Origin of the sequence: Catenulispora sp. EB89, assembly GCF_041261445.1 — a bacterium.
Classification (GTDB): Bacteria; Actinomycetota; Actinomycetes; order Streptomycetales; family Catenulisporaceae; genus Catenulispora.
Map to the genome: position 1 here is coordinate 536671 of NZ_JBGCCU010000001.1, position 15250 is coordinate 551920.

Genomic DNA, 15250 nt, shown 5'->3' on the forward strand with positions numbered 1-15250 from the left:
GATTCGACTCGATGAAGTATGCCATTTGGGCCGCCGGTCGTGTGGTTTCCGGCGGTTTCAACCGACCTTCGGTATCGACCGCGCCGAGCAATAGAGGTACGACGTCCCATTCGGGAGCTGATAGAAGGTCATCGGCACCCAGTTGGACTCCCCGGGCCACTGGATGACGAAGGCGTCAGGCCCGAGGGGCCGCATTTCGCAGATCTCGGGTTCGGGTGACAGGTCGGCGAGTTCGCCGGTGGAGGTGAAGACCGCGGACAGGACGCCTTCGTTGTCGCCGATCTCGATGCGGTCCCCGGCCTTCTCGTAGACGCCTACGAAGTCCGCTGGATCGAAGGGCAGCGGCTCGGCGGCCGGCATCGGCGCCGCCTTCATCGCGACGCCGGCCAGTTCCTCGGCGATCGCGCCGAAGACGGCACCGCGGAACGCGTGCACGTCGCCACCGTTGGTCACCAGGCAGATCGCGAGCCCGTGCTCCGGAAGGATGGACAGGAAGGCGTTCTGTCCTATCGTCGCGCCGTTGTGGCCGACGACCGGCGTGCCGTCCCACTCGTCCAGCATCCAGCCCAGGCCCCAGCCGGTGGCACCGTACCGGCCCGGCAGCTCGATCTGGCGGCGCTGCATCGCGGCGGCGCTCTCCGGCGACAGGATCTTGACGCCCTCGGCGGTCGCCCCGCCGTCCAGGTGCAGTTTGGCGAAGGTCAGCACCTCGCGCGGCGTCGAGCAGATCAGCCCGGCCGGGCCGGACGAGCGCATCGGGCCCCAGCGCGGCACCACCTTGAGCGCTTCGCCGTGCTGGCTCTCGTGCCCGACGGCGGTCCGGAAGAGCAGCGCCTCCTCAGGCAGCGTGACCGTGTGCGTCAGCCCGAGCGGGTGCACCGCCGCGGCATCGGCCAGGAGCGCCACGTACTTCTCCAGGCAGTCGTCGCCCCGGCCGGTGTCGACGAACAGGTCACCGTCGATTCCGCTGGTGTGGGTCAGCAGGTGGCGGATCGTGACGCCCGCGGTCAGCTCGTCGGTCTGCAGCCGCAACCCGGGCAGTAGGGAGACCACCGGCGCGTCCAGATCGAGGACTCCCTCGTCGACCAGGGCCATGACCACGGTCGCGACCCACACCTTGGTGATCGACCCGCCGCCTCGACGACGATCTCGTCGCGGTGCAGGACGGCCAGCGAAGCACCGACGACGCCATGCTCCCGCGCAAGGTCGGCGAGGCGATCAGGCCAGGAGGTCGTACGGTCGGTCATCTGCCACTCACTTCCGGTCGGCGGAACGGTGTCAGAGGCCTGCGAGAAACCACGGCCTCAGAGAACACCCTTCGCACCGTACCGGCCGGAATCCTGGTGCGGGGAACCGATTTGTGGCGGGGGTGCAGTGCGCGATGCCGCGGGCGGGGTCCCGGGATCCGGTCCCCCTGTGCTTCCGCCCGGACCGCTGAGCCGGTCCGTTCCGCGAAGCCATTTCTTACCAAGAGTAAGAGCACAGGTCGAAAGCCTGTTTCAAGCGGAGGATGTGGGATTCGAACCCACGGTGACTCTCGCCACTTTGGTTTTCAAGACCAACGCCTTAGGCCACTAGGCAAATCCTCCTGGAGCACCCCTGGCGCTCGTGAACAGAAAGTCTCTCACAACCCACGAGCGGCTCGGGGGCCTCAGGCGGTGCCGAACGGCAGCGTGTCCGGGCTCAACGAGGCCGCTCCCGAGCGCGAGGCGGTCAGCCGGCGGCGATGGTGCCGGCGGCACAGGACCTCGTACCCGATCTCGTCCTCGACCGCGGTGTCGCCGACCACCACCTGCTCGCCCTCGACGACCATCTCGCCGCCGACGGTGCGGGCGTTGTGGGTAGCCCGGGCGCCGCACCAGCACAGGGTCTGGACCTGGAGCACCTCGATGCGGTCGGCGAGTTCGATCAGGCGCTTGCTGCCCGGGAACAGGCGGGTGCGGAAGTCGGTGGTGATGCCGAAGGCGTAGACGTCGATGCTCAGCTCGTCGACCATGCGCGCCAGTTGTTCGATGTGGTCCTCGGTGTAGAACTGCGCCTCGTCGGCGACCACGTAGTCCACCTTGCCGCCGGAGGACATCATCTGCACCACGTGGTTGAGCAGGTCGGTGCCGTTCTCGACCTCGACCGCCGCGGCCTTCAGGCCCAGCCGGCTGGAGATGGTGGCGCTCCCGGCGCGGTCGTCCCGGGTGAAGATCAGCCCGGCCCGGCCCCGGGCGTTGTGGTTGTGGTCGAGTTGCAAGGCGAGGGTCGACTTGCCGCTGTCCATGGTTCCGGTGAAGAAGACGAGCTCGGCCATGGTCGCAGATTATCTCCTATGCACGGGGCTGCCTGCTAACACCGGTGATTCGCGTGCGGATCCGCCCGAATGTCGGCTTCAGGTAGGGCCCGGCGAGGACCAGGGCCGCGGCCAGCACCGCCACGGCGGCGAACAGCAGCCGGTCGCCGGCGGTCAGCGAGGCCCGCCAGGCGGTGAGCGCCATGTTCCGGCGCGAGCTCAGGACGGTCGGCAGCGAGACGCCCTCGACGTGCCCGACCAGGCGTATCGCGTGCAGGAAGCTGCCCGCGACGCAGCACAGCTCCGCGGCCGCGGCAGCGGCCAGCGCGGTGAGCGAGCGTCGGATCACCGCCTCACGATATCCACCGCGGCGCCGCCTGGGGCAAACGCGTCGGGCGCGGGCCCCGGCAGCGGGGACCGCGCCCGCGGGACGCCGGGGTGGATCAGGCCTGGCGGCTGATGGTCACCGCGGTGCCGTAGGCGCAGATCTCGGTCCAGACGTCGCCCATCTCCGAGGTGTCGAAGCGCATGCCGACGATCGCGTTCGCGCCGCGGTTCATCGCCTCCTGGATCATCCGCTGCATGACGTCGTTGCGGCTGTCCATCAGGGCCTTGGTCATGCCCTTGAGCTCGCCGCCGAACATCGACTTCAGGCCCGCGCCCATCTGGCTGAAGGCGTTGCGGCTGCGCACGGTGAGGCCGAAGACCTCGCCGTAGACGGCGTCGATGCGGTAGCCCGGTATGTCGTTCGTGGTCACGCACAGGAAGTTCTGCTGGAACCCCTGCTGCTGCGGCGGCGGCGCGTACTGCTGTTGCTGCTGCGGCGGCGGTCCCTGCTGGTAACCGGGCTGTCCGTACGGCTGCTGGCTCATATGTCCCCCTGATGATGGGCGATCGGTGGATGGTCCGTCGCTACGACGATACGACAAGGGACCCCCTGTCTGGTGAGCCAGTATGTCCGTCGTTTGAAGGCGCGGTGAAAGCGATTTGAACACCTGCCTTTTCCGAACGGCTCCGGTGCGCGGTTCCGGGGGTCATCTGGAAAGATTCCAGACGTGCAATCTTTGCGCCGCCCAGAGCCCCGTCCGTCCGATCGGCGCCGCTCCGAGCCGGTGTCGGCGGCCCGGCCCCACATCGCGCTCGGGGCCGGTGCCTCCGGGCCGGCGCTCCCCCGCCGCACCGCCGCGGAGATCCCGGTGATCGCGCACCGCGGCGCCTCCGAGGACGTGCCGGAGCACACGCTGGCCGCGTACGAGGCCGCGCTCCTGCAGGGTGCGGACGGCGTGGAGTGTGACGTGCGCCTCACCGCGGACATGCAGCTGGTCTGCGTGCACGACCGCCGGGTGAACCGCACCTCCAACGGCCGCGGCGTGGTGTCCACGCTGGAGCTGGCGCAGCTGCGGCAGCTGGACTTCGGCTCCTGGAAGCAGCCGGCCTCCGACGAGGAGTTCGCCGAGTACCCGGACCTGCGGCGCGAGGGCGCGCACCGGGTGCTGACCCTGGAGCGGCTGCTGGAGCTGGTGACGGGGCACCCGAACCGGGTGGAGATGGCGATCGAGACCAAGCACCCGACCCGCTACGCCGGGCTGGTCGAGGAGCACCTGGTGGCGCTGCTGGACCGGTTCGGGCTGGCGCACCCCCGGCTGGGGGAGCGCTCGCCGGTGCGGGTGATGTCGTTCTCGGCGATGTCGGTGCGGCGGATCCGGCGGCTGGCGCCGTCGCTGGACACCGTGCTGCTTCTGGACCGGGTTCCGTTGAGGTTGCGCGACGGGTCATTGCCGCGCGGAGTGCGGATCGCGGGACCGGGAATCCATATTCTGCGAATCCATCCCGAATACGTGGAACGTGTGCACTCCATGGGAAATCGCGTTCATGTCTGGACAGTGGATCAGCCCTCGGACATCGACCTGTGCGTCGAACTCGGAGTGGACGCGATCATCTCCAACCGCCCCAAGGCGGTCCTGGCCAGGCTGGGGCGCGACGGCACGGCGCCCCCGGCCACGGCGCGCCATGGCGTCATCGAGCTGAACCCTGATTCACCCTGACTTTGTCGTTTTCCGCAAGGACGAACCGGGCATCTACCGCGAGTAGCTCCTCGTCGGCAGGGAGGGAGCCGTGGGGGTCGTCATGTCGGTGCAACCGGAGAGTCCCCGGGAATCGGTATCAATACGTCCGTCTCAAACGGTCACGCGCGCCCCGGCGCCCAGACCCGCGGGCGGCATGGGCGGGATCGAGTTCCCGTACACACCCGAAAGCGTCGGTACGGCCCGCCACGCGCTGGCCGACGCACTCCAGCGGATGCGCGTGGCACCCCCGGCCGCGGACGACGCGGTCCTGATCCTCTCGGAACTGGTGAGCAACGCCCTGCGGCACGCCCTGCCGCTGGCCGGCGGCACCATCCGAGTGGCCTGGTGGATGGCGGACGACAAGGTCCTGCGCATCGCCGTGACGGACGGCGGCCGCCAGCAGCCGGGGCACGCGCCACCCCCGGAACCGGGTCTGGAGGGCCTGGATCTGGTGGCGGCAGACCTGGACGACGTAGACGAGTCCGCGGTGGACGGCCGCGGACTCGGCATTGTGGGGCTCCTGGCGGACGCCTGGGGCGTGGAACCCTGGTACGCGCCGGAGACGGAGGCGAGCACCCCATACCTGCGCGACGCGGCAGGAATGGACCGCACAGGAGCGGGCCCGGCAGCCCCGCTCGACCCGACGGACCCCAGCGCCCCGAAAACGGTCTGGGCAGCAGTCCGCCTCCACGCCCGCCACGCCGCGCCCCCACCCCCGGAAGACCACGACCGCCGCTGGTGGCGCCGCATGCGCGTGGCCCTGACCACGCACCTGCCCGGCACCGGCCGCATCCGCGGCCGAGCCACCCGCCTGGGCGGCTCCCGCCTCGGCGAGGCCCGCGGCGGACCCGACGGGGACACGGTGGGCTCGGATACGGCGTGGGTGCCCCGGTACCCCGAAGCGCGAGTGGGGTGCACGGCGGCGGCCTGAGGGGCGCGAGGAGCAGCGCAGGGCTGGAGATGTGAGCGGGACCGGACGCGGCGCGCCGGCGCGGGGCGAGGGCTGACTCGCCTGGGCGGCGGCGCGGTGCGGGCGGGGTAGCGCGGGTTGGTGACGCGGCGCGGGCTGGCGGCGGCTTCGGGGCGAGGGCTGACTTGCCTCGCAGGCGGCGCGGCGCGTTGAGCGATCACTAGTGCTGGCAGCGACGCGGCGCAGCCGGGATCTGTGGCACAGGCTGGTTGAGTCGGTGCGGGCTGCGGCGGCTGTGGGCGGGGGCTGACTCGCTTCGCAGGCGACGCGGCGCAGTGCGGTTGCGCCGCCATGACCGGTGGTGCTTCGGATGCGGGGCGAGGGCTGGTGCGTTCGCAGGTGTGCTCATGCGTGCGCGGTGGCGCGACCGGCCCCCCGACCGACCGCGCCGTCCCCGACTGTCCCGTGCGTCCTTCAACGGTCGAGCAGCCGCCGGATCTCGCGCCCGAGGATGCCGAGGCCGTCGGTCGTCAGCACGGATTCGGGGTGGAACTGCAGGCCGGTGAACGAGGGGCCGCGCAGGGCCGCCGTCAGGTTCGTGCCGGGGATGGCCACTGTCTCCAGGACCAGGAATTCCGGCATGCGGGCCGCGTAGGAGTTGTAGAAGGCGACGCGCTCGTTGCTGCCGAACAGGTCCAGTTCCACCTGCGTGCCCTGCATCGGGGTCGGCAGGCGGATCAGTTCCAGGCCGAGGGCGGCGGCCAGGGCCTCGTGGCCCAGGCACAGGCCGAGGGTGGGGGTGCGGTGGTCGATGAGGAGTTTGGCCAGGTTGCGGACGCTGGTCATGCGGGGTGAGGTCGCGTCGCGGGGGTCGCCCGGCCCCGGGCCGAGCAGGATCAGGTCGTAGGCGCTGTGGTCCGGGACCTCGTCGTGGGCTACGCGGGTGGTCTCCAGGCCGAGGGCGCGCAGCTCCACCGCCAGCATCGACGTGAACGCGTCCTCGTTGTCGACGATCAGTACCTTGCGACCGGCCAGGACCGGGTCGACGAGGTCCGCGGGCTCGTGCTCGTTCAGCCAGAACGCCGACAGGTGCTCGTTGCGTGACGCCAGGATCGCGGCGATCTCAGGGTCCGCAGACCACGGCTCCGTCCGTGCCGACCCAGCACCTGCCCCGGCCGCCGGCGCGGCCTGGCCCAGGCCGAGCTGCGCCCCGAAGCTCACCCCGAAAGCCCGCAGCACCCCCGCGGCCTTCGCATACGTCTCCCGCACCTCCTCGTACGGGTCCGACCCCCGCACCAGCGTCGCCCCGACCGGCACCCGCACCGTCCCGTCGTTTCCCACGTACGCCACCCGCAGCAGCAGCGGCGCGTCCATCGACGCCGCCCCCGCCGCGTCGCGCTCGATCAGCGCCGCGACCCCCGCGTAGTAGCCGCGGCCGCCGCGCTCGTGTCGCTTGATCACGCGGAACGCGTTGCGGATCGGGGAGCCGGTGGCGGTCGGCGCGAACATCGTGGTCCGCAGGATCAGGCGCGGGTCCATCGTCGTGCGCGCCTCGATGTAGTACTCCGTGTGCGCGAGGTTCGCCATCTCCTTGAGGAACGGCCCGCGTACCCGGCCGCCGATGTTCCCCACCTCGGCGAGCATCTTCAGCTCTTCGTCCACGACCATCGCCAGTTCGTCGCGCTCCTTGGCGTCCTCCAGGAACGCCACCACGCGCTCCCGCGCGGCCGTCGCGGGGACCTCGCGCAGAGTCCCGCTGATGGGGTTCATCACCGCGACGCCGTCGGCGAGCGACACGTGCCGCTCCGGCGTCGCGCCGACCATCAGCCCCTCGCCGGTGTCGATGAGGAACGTCCAGTACGCGTTCCGCTCCTTCTCCAGCAATGCGCAGAACGCTCCATACGCCGTCTCCCGCGCGGAGTCGCAGTGTCCGACGAACGTCCGCCGCAGGACGAAGTTCGACCCCTCGCCCGCACCGATCTCCTCGTCCAGCACACGCTTCACCGACGCGCCATACGCCTCGTCGTCCACATCGAACGCCCCGTCCCGCAGCACCGGCGCTGTCGCCGCCGGCAACTGCGAGACCGCGCATCGGCGACGTTCGGTGATCCGCATGGCGAGCAACGGCGCATGATCGTCATGGCACTCGTCCCCGCGCTCCACGAGCTGCCTATAGGGGACGAGCACGAGAAGCGCGTCGGCGTCCTCTGTAGGGAGATCCGCCAAAGCGGGGAACTGCTCAAAGACACGCCCGGTGAGGAGCTCTACCTCCGCCTCTGCGCCGCGCCGAATCAGCGCGAACGGACCGTCCGGAAGACGGCTCGGGAAGTCTGGCAGGGAGCTCTGGAAAGAGCCTGGGGATTCCTGGTGTGCCATGGCGGTGCCTCTCTGGAGAGGCCGCTCCGTGAGGCCCACCGGGGTTCTCCAGGAAGTTCTCAGAGAAACCGAAACCGGCCGCCTCGTGAGGCGGCCGGTTGGGGAGCGTGGATGCGCTTTACCGGGGTCCGCCTGAGACGGACCACCACCACTGTTGTGGGAAAGAGCGCATGACCAGACAGTAGCAGGGTGTCACTCGCCGTGTGGGCTCGTCTCACCCTCCGGGCCTACTAGGCTGACCCGGAAGCAATCACCCCAGCAAGGAAGGGCCGGCACGCATGGGCAAGAAGTCGAGCAGGACCGTGAAAGCCGGGCCGGTCAAGGTCGTGGACGGCGAGATCCCCGTCGTCGGGGCCCGCGAGGCGTGCCCCTGCGGTTCCGGCCGCCGGTACAAGGCCTGTCACGGACGCGAAGCGGCCGCCGCTGCGCACCAGCAGGCCGGCGAGGCGACGGTCAACAAGCGGCCGTTCGAGGGCCTGCCCGGCGAGACCGACATCGTGGCCATGCGCGAGCTGGTCCCGGCCGCCACCGCGCCGCTGAAGCTGGCCGGCGAGCACGCCGGCCGCACCGTCACCCTCGCCACCGTGCTGCCGATGGCCGCTCCGGCGGTGCACCGGGACACCGGCGAGATCATGCTGGCCCTCCAGACGCTGGCCACCTCCGGCGACCCGGACCGCGACCTGGCCGACGCCCTGCTGCGCGCCCTGGACAGCGAGCCGGGCACCGTCGTGGACTCCGCGGCGCCGGCGGCCGAGGGGCCGCGCCTGAAGGACCTGCTGGACACCAGCGGGGACGGCCTGGACATCACCGTCCACGAGGACTTCTCCTTCTGGATCATCGAGGGCGCGGACGTGTCGGCCGAGGCGCAGCTCTCGCTGGAGCACGCCAACGCCGCCGCGTACCCGACCAAGAAGCTGGAGTCCGTCCCCTCGGCGTACTGGACGCGCATCCGCGAGAAGGGCCACCTCCGCTGGGTGATGCCGTACGAGGAGGAGAAGCTGATGGACGCGCTGGCGCGCCTGCACGCGGCCAAGCAGTCCAACCTCGGCGAGAACACCCGCTACGTCGGCGCCTTCCGGGCCTGCGGCCTGGTCGTCCCGGTGTGGGACCTCCCCAAGGAGATGGAGGCCGCGGAGATCGAGAAGCCGGCCGCCGAGTTCGCCGAGCGGCTGGCCAAGGCGCTCGCCGACGACAGCCCGCTGACGAACGAGGAGCGTCGTGCGCGGGCCGGTCTGGTGAGCCGCCAGGTGACACTGCGCTAAGGGCCGCATTCGCTATAGGCGGGCGCTACAGGAAGCGTCCCCTATAGCGCGGCAAACGCTATAGAGCGCAGAAGCGCGGGAGCCCTCAGGACTCTCGCGCTTCTCCGTTGTCGTACGCGCTGCGCGCTGCGCGCAGCGCACTACGCACTACTGGTGCCGCCCACGTCTCCGCGTCGCGACATACAACCCCGCCCCGCCGCCGAGCCCGAGCACCGACAGCAGCGCCCACCAGAGCGACCCGTCGCCGCCGTCCGAAGCCGTTGCCTTGGCGACGTTCGCGGCGGGAAGCGCAGGGCCGTTCTCCGGAGCGGCAGGACCGGGTTCGCCCTTAGCACCGCCCTTCGAATGCTTGCCATGACGTGCCGAGTGTGAGGGCGTGACATAAGCCGCCGGGTTCCGGGCGTCCCGCATCGTTGAGGGTGCCGCAGGACCCGGCGTCTGCGGATCGCCGACGTTTACCGGAGAGCTGCCCGGCGCGGACGATCCTGTGGTGGGTGTCGGGGTCGGCATCGGTGTCGTCACCGTCCCCGAGCTCTGACACGCCACCTGCACATCGCCGAGGCGAAGCTTCTGCAGAGGTCCGCTATAGAGCTGCTTGCCTGCGCTGTCGTAGAAGACCCCACTGATACTCAGGTCCAGGTGCGCGTGCGCAGAGGTCGCATCCGTCTGTTGCCCCTGCATAGCGGTAGTGGCGTAGGTAACCTCAAGGCTTCCGTGATCCACACTCGTGACCCCGAGCTGAGCTCCGGTCACCGGCACCGTGGTCTTTCCGGTCCCGACCTTCGTACCGAGCACGGTCACCGAATCCGGAGCCGTGTGGACATACGTGTTCGCCCCCTGTGATGACGACGGCACGCACTCGGCATGGGTCTCTACTGAGGAGATCGCATAGAGCTTCTTCCCATGCAGCGTGTACTCCACGGCGGGCTGTGTGTCGGCCCAGTTCTTCGCCGGATCGGAGTGCGACTTGGACTGTGCCGGCTGGTCCAGCGTGATCCGGTCGAGCACCCCTGTGGGGTCCTGCGTGCCGTCGGCGGAGTCGTCGCCGCCGTTCTGCGCGACGGTGCTGGTCGCGTACGAGCCCTGGAACGCGTTGACCGACAGTGCCGGAACGCTGTCCACGGTCACCGTGATCAACGTGCTCGCCGCCGCGTGCGTGCCGGCAGCGGCAGCGGTCGCAGTCGCGACAGAGGCGGTCCGCGAGACGCTCTGAGCGGTCGCCGCGTGGGCCGCCAGACCCCCGCCGACCAGCGCCGTCCCGCCCACGGCGGCGGCCGAGACGAGGGCCAGGGCGCGCGGCGGGACCGTGCGTGAAAGTGCCATGCCGGACATGAAATCGCACGAACAGCGGCGGATCCGGCATTTCGCCCTTCACCGATTCGCGTCTCGAACATTCTTGTTTTGCGTCGAACCATCGGCGTGGGTACTGTGCTTCCAGCCCGGTCGCTGGTGCATCCCCCGTCGCCAGCGCCCGGGCGTCTAGGTACCGTGAGCTCTGCGCCTATTACCCAGCGGAATCGCTGAGGCCCGGTCGCAGATAGGCGTCAAGCATCTCGCTGAGCTCTTCCAGAAGCCGGTCCATCGGCACCGGCACCGCCGCTCGCGCCGACACCACGAACGACTGCGCCGTCAGCAGCACCGTCCGCGCCTGCAACGCCACCGACCCGGGCCGGATCGACCCGTCCTCGTGCCCTTGTTCCAGCCGCACCGACAGCAGGTCCAGCGCGTAGTGCTGGAGCGGGCCGAAATCGCGGGTCAGATACGGCAGCAGGAACTCGGCGTCGGACTCCAGGATCTTGTGCATCAGCAGATCGCCGTGGAAGGCCCGCACCACCTCGACGGTCCCGGTGACCAGCAGATCGCGCGCGCACCGGTCGCCGCCGGCCGCCTCCTGCAGGCCGGCGTTGCGCCGCACCACCCTGATCAGCTGCCGCCCGAGCACCTCGGTCAGCAGCGCGTCGATGTCCGGATAGCGCCGGTACAAGGTCATCCGGGACGCCCCGGCCCGCCGGGCCACCTCGGCCAGTGTGGTGTTGCGCAGTCCCAGGTCCAGCAGTGCGCTCTGGGCGGCGTCCAGGATCTTGTCGTCACTGTGTCGGCTGCGGTCCATTGCCCGTCACGCTACCTCTAGGCTCGGGGCATGGAGGCGGAACCTGTCACAGAGGTCACATCGAGTGACGTCTTCGTCATCATCCCGGCATGGAACGAGGAAGAGCGGATCGCCGCCACGGTGCACGCCGCCGCCACGCTGGGAACCGTCCTGGTCATGGACGACGGGTCCCGGGACGCCACGACCCGCCGGGCGCGCCGCGCCGGTGCCCGGGTGCTGACGAACCGCACCAACCTGGGCAAGGGCGCGGCGATGGCCGCCGGCGTCGCAGCGCTTCCCGACCGGGCCCGCTACGTCCTCTTCCTGGACGCAGACCTCGAGGACTCCGCGGCCAACGCGGGCCCGCTGGTCGAAGCCGTCCGGTCCGGGACCTGCGGCATGGCGATCGCGCTCCCGCCGCCGCAGCCCGGCGGCGGCCACGGCCTCGTGGTCGGCCTGGCGCGCGAGGGAATCAAAAGGCTGACCGGCTTCGAGGCCGCCGCGCCGCTGTCCGGGCAGCGCTGCCTGACGCGCGAGGCCGCCGGAGCGGTCCGCTACGCGTCCCGTTTCGGCGTCGAGGTGGGCCTGACCATCGACCTGCTCCGCGCCGGCTTCCAGGTCGCCGAGGTCCCCGCGGACCTGCGGCACCGGGTCACCGGCGAGGACTGGCGGTCCCAGATCCACCGGGCCCGCCAGTACCGCGACGTGCTGCTGGCCCTCAGATCACGGTCCCTGCCGCTCCGGAGTCCGTGACGACCGCCTTGCCGGCGGCCTCCCACGCCTGCATGCCGCCGGTCACGTTGACCGCCTCCACGCCGTTCTCGGCGAGGTACTGCGCCACCTGCGCCGAACGGCCGCCGGCGCGGCAGATCACATAAACCGGACCCTCGGGCGCGCCGAGCTCCTCCTTGCGCGCCACGAACTCCGACATCGGGATGTGCTTCGCGGTCGGCGCGTGTCCGGCCGCCCACTCGTCGTCCTCGCGGACGTCGAGCAGCAGGCCGCCCTCGGGCAGCGAGTTCACGTCGGTCGTGGCCAGCATGGTGTACTCCTCGGTCCGCAGCCGGTATGGCTCGGGATTGCTCGTTCTGGCTTGGGACATCCATCAAAGCATTACGGCGGGGCCACCCGGACCGGCTAGCCTGGGTCCATGATTGACCTGCGACTCCTGCGCACAGACCCGGAGCGTGTCCGCGCCTCGCAGCGCGCCCGAGGTGAAGATCCGACCCTCGTCGACGCGCTGCTGTCCGCGGACGAGGCGCGCCGCGCGGCTGTCTCCCGCTTCGACACCCTGCGCAACGAGCAGAAACTGCTCGGCAAGCAGATCCCCAAGGCCGCGGGCGAGGAGAAGGCCGCGCTCCTGGAGCAGGCCAAGAAGCTCGCCGACGACGTGAAGGCGGCCGAGGCCGACCAGCACGAGGCCGACGGCGTCCTGCGCGGCCTGCAGCTGTCGCTGTCCAACGTGGTCATCGACGGCGTGCCCGAGGGCGGCGAGGACGACTTCGTCCTGCGCGAGACCGTCGGCACCCCGCGCGACTTCGCGGCCGAGGGCTTCGAACCGCGCGACCACGTCGAGCTCGGCAAGCTGCTCGGCGCCATCGACCTGGAGCGCGGCGTCAAGGTCGGCGGCGCGCGGCAGTACTACCTGACCGGCGTCGGCGCGCTGCTGGAGATCGCGCTGCTGAACATGGCGATGGCCCAGGCGACCAAGTACGGCTTCACCCCGATGATCACCCCGTCGCTGGTCAAGCCGGAGGCGATGGCCGGCACCGGCTTCCTCGGCCAGGCCGCGGAGAACGTCTACCACCTCACCGAGGACGACATGTACCTGGTCGGCACCTCGGAGGTGCCGCTGGCGGCCTACCACATGGACGAGATCCTGGACGCCGGCAAGCTGCCGCTGCGCTACGCCGGCTACTCGTCCTGCTACCGCCGCGAGGCCGGCAGCTACGGCAAGGACACCCGCGGCATCATCCGGGTGCACCAGTTCGAGAAGGTCGAGATGTTCTCCTACGTCCTGCCCGAGGACGCCGAGGAAGAGCACCTGCGCCTGCTGGGCTGGGAGAAGGAGTTCATCACCGCGCTGGAGATCCCGTTCCGGGTGATCGACGTCGCGGCCGGCGACCTGGGCAGCTCGGCGGCCCGCAAGTACGACTGCGAGGCCTGGATCCCGACCCAGGGCAAGTACCGCGAGGTCACCTCGACCTCGAACTGCACCGAGTTCCAGGCCCGCCGCCTGCAGATCCGGATGCGCGGCGCGGACGGTGTACGGCCGCTGGCCACGCTGAACGGCACGCTGTGCGCCATGACCCGGATGATCGTCGCGATCCTGGAGAACCACCAGAACGCGGACGGTTCGGTGACGGTCCCGGCGGCGCTGCGGCCGTACCTCGGCGGGCGCGAGACGCTGGAGCTGGTCGCGGGTTGAGGTTGAGGTTGAGCGGTCGGGGACGGGCTTCGCCCGGCTCCGGCTGACAGAATGCGACAGCGGCTGCCAATCGACTTGGATTCGATTGGCAGCCGCTTTGTGTCAGCGCCCGCTTGGTCAGTGACTGTGGGTCGAGCTCGACGCCGGGTCCTTGGGCGATTGCTTGTCGACGTAGGCGAGGTAGCCGTCGGCGAACGTCTGGAACGCTGGCGAGTCGAGGAGCTGCTTCCACTGGGCCTCGGTCAGGGCGTGCACGACCGGCGGGTTGTTGCCGTGGAACGTCTGACCCGTCCAGCGGTTGATCCAGGTGTCGCCGGGGAGGGGCCATCCGGTCCCCTTGTCATACGTCCCGTCGTGATACCAGGCCTGGTAGTCGTATCCGCCGCCCCAGAACCCGACGTTCCTCCCTCGGCTGTCGACCATGACGCCCGTCAGCCTCGGAGGGAACGGGCCGTCGGCCGGAACGTTCCACAGCGCTCCGTGCCAGCCGCCGCCGGCTCCGACGGGCGTGCAATGGGACTTTCCGGCCAGGGCGTTGGGGACGTTCGCGCAGTCGTGGGAATCGATCAACCCCATGATCGGCTCGGGATGGCCGACCGCCAGGGGGGCCACGATGCCGGCGTCGACGAGCTCCCGGCCGGCGGCCGTGACGAGCTCGTAGGCGTCGGGCATGTAGACGTTGGCCGGATCCTCGGGATGGACGGCCAGGTACTTCAGCTCGGACCCGAAGTGTTTCGCGATGTCGGCGGACCACTGGTCGGCATCGGTGTACTCGTCCGCGTCGACCTTCTTCAGCAGGGCCTGGTCGACGCGCGGGTCGAGGCCGAGGTCGGCGGTGAACACCGGCACGATCCGGGCGGCGGGGAACACGGCCCGCACGGCCGTCTGGAAAGCCTCGCAGTTCGCCTGGTCGGCCGCGACCCTCGGGTCCGCGGCCAGTGGGCGGGTCGTGGTGGGGCTGAGCGGGCTCACGTCGGCCCACTGGCGGTGCCCGCAGTAGTTCGTGTTCTGGTTCGCCGGAGCCGTCGCGGGGGTCACCTTCACGGCGTCGTCGCCGCGTGGCAGTGTGCTGACCGCGGCCCCGGCCGTCGCCAGTACCGCCAGCGCCACGCCGGCGCTCTGGTAGCGCCGCGTCTTGACCCTGCGCCGGTAGCCGGTCAGGACCGCGGGGACGACGTCGCCGGTCAGGTCGACGTCGTCCAACGCGTCGCCGAACAGCCGGTGCATCCCTTCGGTGTCGGGGTGTTCAGTTCCCATAGGAGTTCTCCCAGAGCTCGGAATCGGAGGTGGCGAACCCGTCGCCGAGCAGCGTGCGCAGCCTGGCCAGGGCCCGCGACGACTGGCTCTTGACGGTGCCGGTCGAGCACCCGAGCGCGGCGGCCGTCGCCTCCACGCTCAGGTCCTCCCAGTACCGCAGCACGACCACGGCCCGCGCCTTCGGCGGCAGCCGGTCCAGCGCCGCGAGCAGCGACAGGCGCGTGCCGACGGTCTGGTCCGGGGCGGCGCCGCCGTCGGCGATGCCGGACTCCCAGGCCTTGTGCCACAACGCTTTCCGCTCCCGGTCCGCTTTGCGGGCCGCGGTCCGGTAGGCGTTGATGAGGACGCGGTGCGCGTACGCGTCGACGTCGTCGACCCGCCGCACCCGGCGCCAGGCCCGGCACAGCTCCAGCAGCGCCGTCTGGGTCAGGTCCTGCGCGGCCTGGCCGTTCCCGCTCAGCAGGAACGCCGTCCGCATCAGGTGCCGCTGTCGCGCCCGGGCGAACTCGGTGAAGTCCGCGAGCTCTTCTTGATTGAGCTTGCCCAGCACCTGATCCCCGCCCTCTGTGGTGTGCTGTCGTTCA

The 15250-nt window shown here is 70.4% G+C and carries 15 protein-coding genes and 1 tRNA gene; 5 read left to right on the plus strand and 11 right to left on the minus strand.

From position 1 onward, the window contains the following. Window positions 1-57: 57 nt before the first annotated feature. The 5 genes from ABH920_RS02515 to ABH920_RS02535 form a co-directional block, all read right to left on the minus strand. The gene (locus ABH920_RS02515; RefSeq protein WP_370346278.1) at window positions 58-1116 is read right to left on the minus strand and encodes a serine hydrolase domain-containing protein; all 1059 of its coding nucleotides are present in this window, start codon (window positions 1114-1116) and stop codon (window positions 58-60) included. A 388-nt stretch (window positions 1117-1504) separates the two neighbouring features. Beyond that, window positions 1505-1589, minus strand: a tRNA-Ser gene (locus ABH920_RS02520). A gap of 62 nt (window positions 1590-1651) precedes the next feature. Further along, window positions 1652-2299 carry a thymidine kinase gene (locus tag ABH920_RS02525; RefSeq protein ID WP_370346280.1) on the minus strand — a complete coding sequence of 216 codons (648 nt, stop codon included), beginning with the start codon at window positions 2297-2299 and terminating at the stop codon, window positions 1652-1654. Window positions 2300-2315: 16 nt separating this feature from the next. After that, window positions 2316-2627 carry a hypothetical protein gene (locus tag ABH920_RS02530; RefSeq protein ID WP_370346282.1) on the minus strand — a complete coding sequence of 104 codons (312 nt, stop codon included), beginning with the start codon at window positions 2625-2627 and terminating at the stop codon, window positions 2316-2318. A gap of 94 nt (window positions 2628-2721) precedes the next feature. Next, the gene (locus ABH920_RS02535; RefSeq protein ID WP_370346284.1) at window positions 2722-3150 is read right to left on the minus strand and encodes a YbjQ family protein; all 429 of its coding nucleotides are present in this window, start codon (window positions 3148-3150) and stop codon (window positions 2722-2724) included. 318 nt (window positions 3151-3468) lie between these two features. Here ABH920_RS02535 and ABH920_RS02540 point away from each other — a divergent pair, with 318 nt between their 5' ends. Next, window positions 3469-4323: a glycerophosphodiester phosphodiesterase gene (locus ABH920_RS02540; protein WP_370346715.1), complete on the plus strand. Its 855-nt coding sequence runs from the start codon at window positions 3469-3471 to the stop codon at window positions 4321-4323. Window positions 4324-4498: 175 nt separating this feature from the next. Beyond that, entirely contained in the window at window positions 4499-5275 is a 777-nt protein-coding gene (locus tag ABH920_RS02545) for an ATP-binding protein (RefSeq protein WP_370346286.1), read from the plus strand. Window positions 5276-5728: 453 nt separating this feature from the next. Here ABH920_RS02545 and ABH920_RS02550 read toward each other — a convergent pair whose 3' ends face one another. Next, window positions 5729-7480, minus strand: a complete 1752-nt coding sequence (locus tag ABH920_RS02550; RefSeq protein ID WP_370346288.1) for an anthranilate synthase family protein — start codon at window positions 7478-7480, stop codon at window positions 5729-5731. A gap of 428 nt (window positions 7481-7908) precedes the next feature. Between ABH920_RS02550 and ABH920_RS02555 the strand changes: the two genes are divergently transcribed. Next, entirely contained in the window at window positions 7909-8892 is a 984-nt protein-coding gene (locus ABH920_RS02555) for a DUF5926 family protein (protein WP_370346290.1), read from the plus strand. Between the two features lie 147 nt (window positions 8893-9039). Here the strand turns inward: ABH920_RS02555 and ABH920_RS02560 are convergent, their stop codons facing one another. Both ABH920_RS02560 and ABH920_RS02565 read right to left on the minus strand, forming a co-directional pair. Next, window positions 9040-10215, minus strand: a complete 1176-nt coding sequence (locus tag ABH920_RS02560) for a hypothetical protein (protein WP_370346292.1) — start codon at window positions 10213-10215, stop codon at window positions 9040-9042. 181 nt (window positions 10216-10396) lie between these two features. Further along, window positions 10397-11002 (minus strand): TetR/AcrR family transcriptional regulator, encoded by a 606-nt coding sequence (locus tag ABH920_RS02565; RefSeq protein WP_370346294.1) that lies wholly within the window; start codon window positions 11000-11002, stop codon window positions 10397-10399. A gap of 30 nt (window positions 11003-11032) precedes the next feature. On the opposite strand from ABH920_RS02565, the gene ABH920_RS02570 reads away from it, so the two are divergent. Further along, a complete protein-coding gene (locus ABH920_RS02570; protein WP_370346296.1) occupies window positions 11033-11734 on the plus strand; it encodes a glycosyltransferase in 702 nt (233 codons plus the stop codon). Here ABH920_RS02570 and ABH920_RS02575 read toward each other — a convergent pair. After that, window positions 11700-12020 carry a rhodanese-like domain-containing protein gene (locus tag ABH920_RS02575; RefSeq protein WP_370346717.1) on the minus strand — a complete coding sequence of 107 codons (321 nt, stop codon included), beginning with the start codon at window positions 12018-12020 and terminating at the stop codon, window positions 11700-11702. The two genes, ABH920_RS02570 and ABH920_RS02575, sit on opposite strands and share 35 nt — an antisense overlap. A 111-nt stretch (window positions 12021-12131) precedes the next feature. Here ABH920_RS02575 and serS point away from each other — a divergent pair, with 111 nt between their 5' ends. Next, on the plus strand, window positions 12132-13409 hold the full coding sequence (gene serS, locus ABH920_RS02580) for a serine--tRNA ligase (protein ID WP_370346298.1): 1278 nt from the start codon (window positions 12132-12134) through the stop codon (window positions 13407-13409). Window positions 13410-13526: 117 nt separating this feature from the next. Here serS and ABH920_RS02585 read toward each other — a convergent pair whose 3' ends face one another. Together ABH920_RS02585 and ABH920_RS02590 are read right to left on the minus strand one after the other, a co-directional pair. Further along, window positions 13527-14666 (minus strand): hypothetical protein, encoded by a 1140-nt coding sequence (locus tag ABH920_RS02585; protein ID WP_370346299.1) that lies wholly within the window; start codon window positions 14664-14666, stop codon window positions 13527-13529. Next, window positions 14656-15216 carry a SigE family RNA polymerase sigma factor gene (locus ABH920_RS02590; RefSeq protein WP_370346301.1) on the minus strand — a complete coding sequence of 187 codons (561 nt, stop codon included), beginning with the start codon at window positions 15214-15216 and terminating at the stop codon, window positions 14656-14658. The genes ABH920_RS02585 and ABH920_RS02590 overlap by 11 nt, the downstream gene beginning before the upstream one ends. Window positions 15217-15250: the final 34 nt, after the last annotated feature.

Bases quoted from the DNA above. Each gene is read 5' to 3' on its own strand.
- ABH920_RS02525 (WP_370346280.1), bottom strand. From the start codon at position 2,299: ATGGCCGAGCTCGTCTTCTTCACCGGAACCATGGACAGCGGCAAGTCG.
- ABH920_RS02535 (WP_370346284.1), bottom strand. From the start codon at position 3,150: ATGAGCCAGCAGCCGTACGGACAGCCCGGTTACCAGCAGGGACCGCCG.
- ABH920_RS02545 (WP_370346286.1), top strand. From the start codon at position 4,499: ATGGGCGGGATCGAGTTCCCGTACACACCCGAAAGCGTCGGTACGGCC.
- ABH920_RS02555 (WP_370346290.1), top strand. From the start codon at position 7,909: ATGGGCAAGAAGTCGAGCAGGACCGTGAAAGCCGGGCCGGTCAAGGTC.
- ABH920_RS02560 (WP_370346292.1), bottom strand. From the start codon at position 10,215: ATGGCACTTTCACGCACGGTCCCGCCGCGCGCCCTGGCCCTCGTCTCG.
- ABH920_RS02565 (WP_370346294.1), bottom strand. From the start codon at position 11,002: ATGGACCGCAGCCGACACAGTGACGACAAGATCCTGGACGCCGCCCAG.
- ABH920_RS02570 (WP_370346296.1), top strand. From the start codon at position 11,033: ATGGAGGCGGAACCTGTCACAGAGGTCACATCGAGTGACGTCTTCGTC.
- serS (WP_370346298.1), top strand. From the start codon at position 12,132: ATGATTGACCTGCGACTCCTGCGCACAGACCCGGAGCGTGTCCGCGCC.
- ABH920_RS02585 (WP_370346299.1), bottom strand. From the start codon at position 14,666: ATGGGAACTGAACACCCCGACACCGAAGGGATGCACCGGCTGTTCGGC.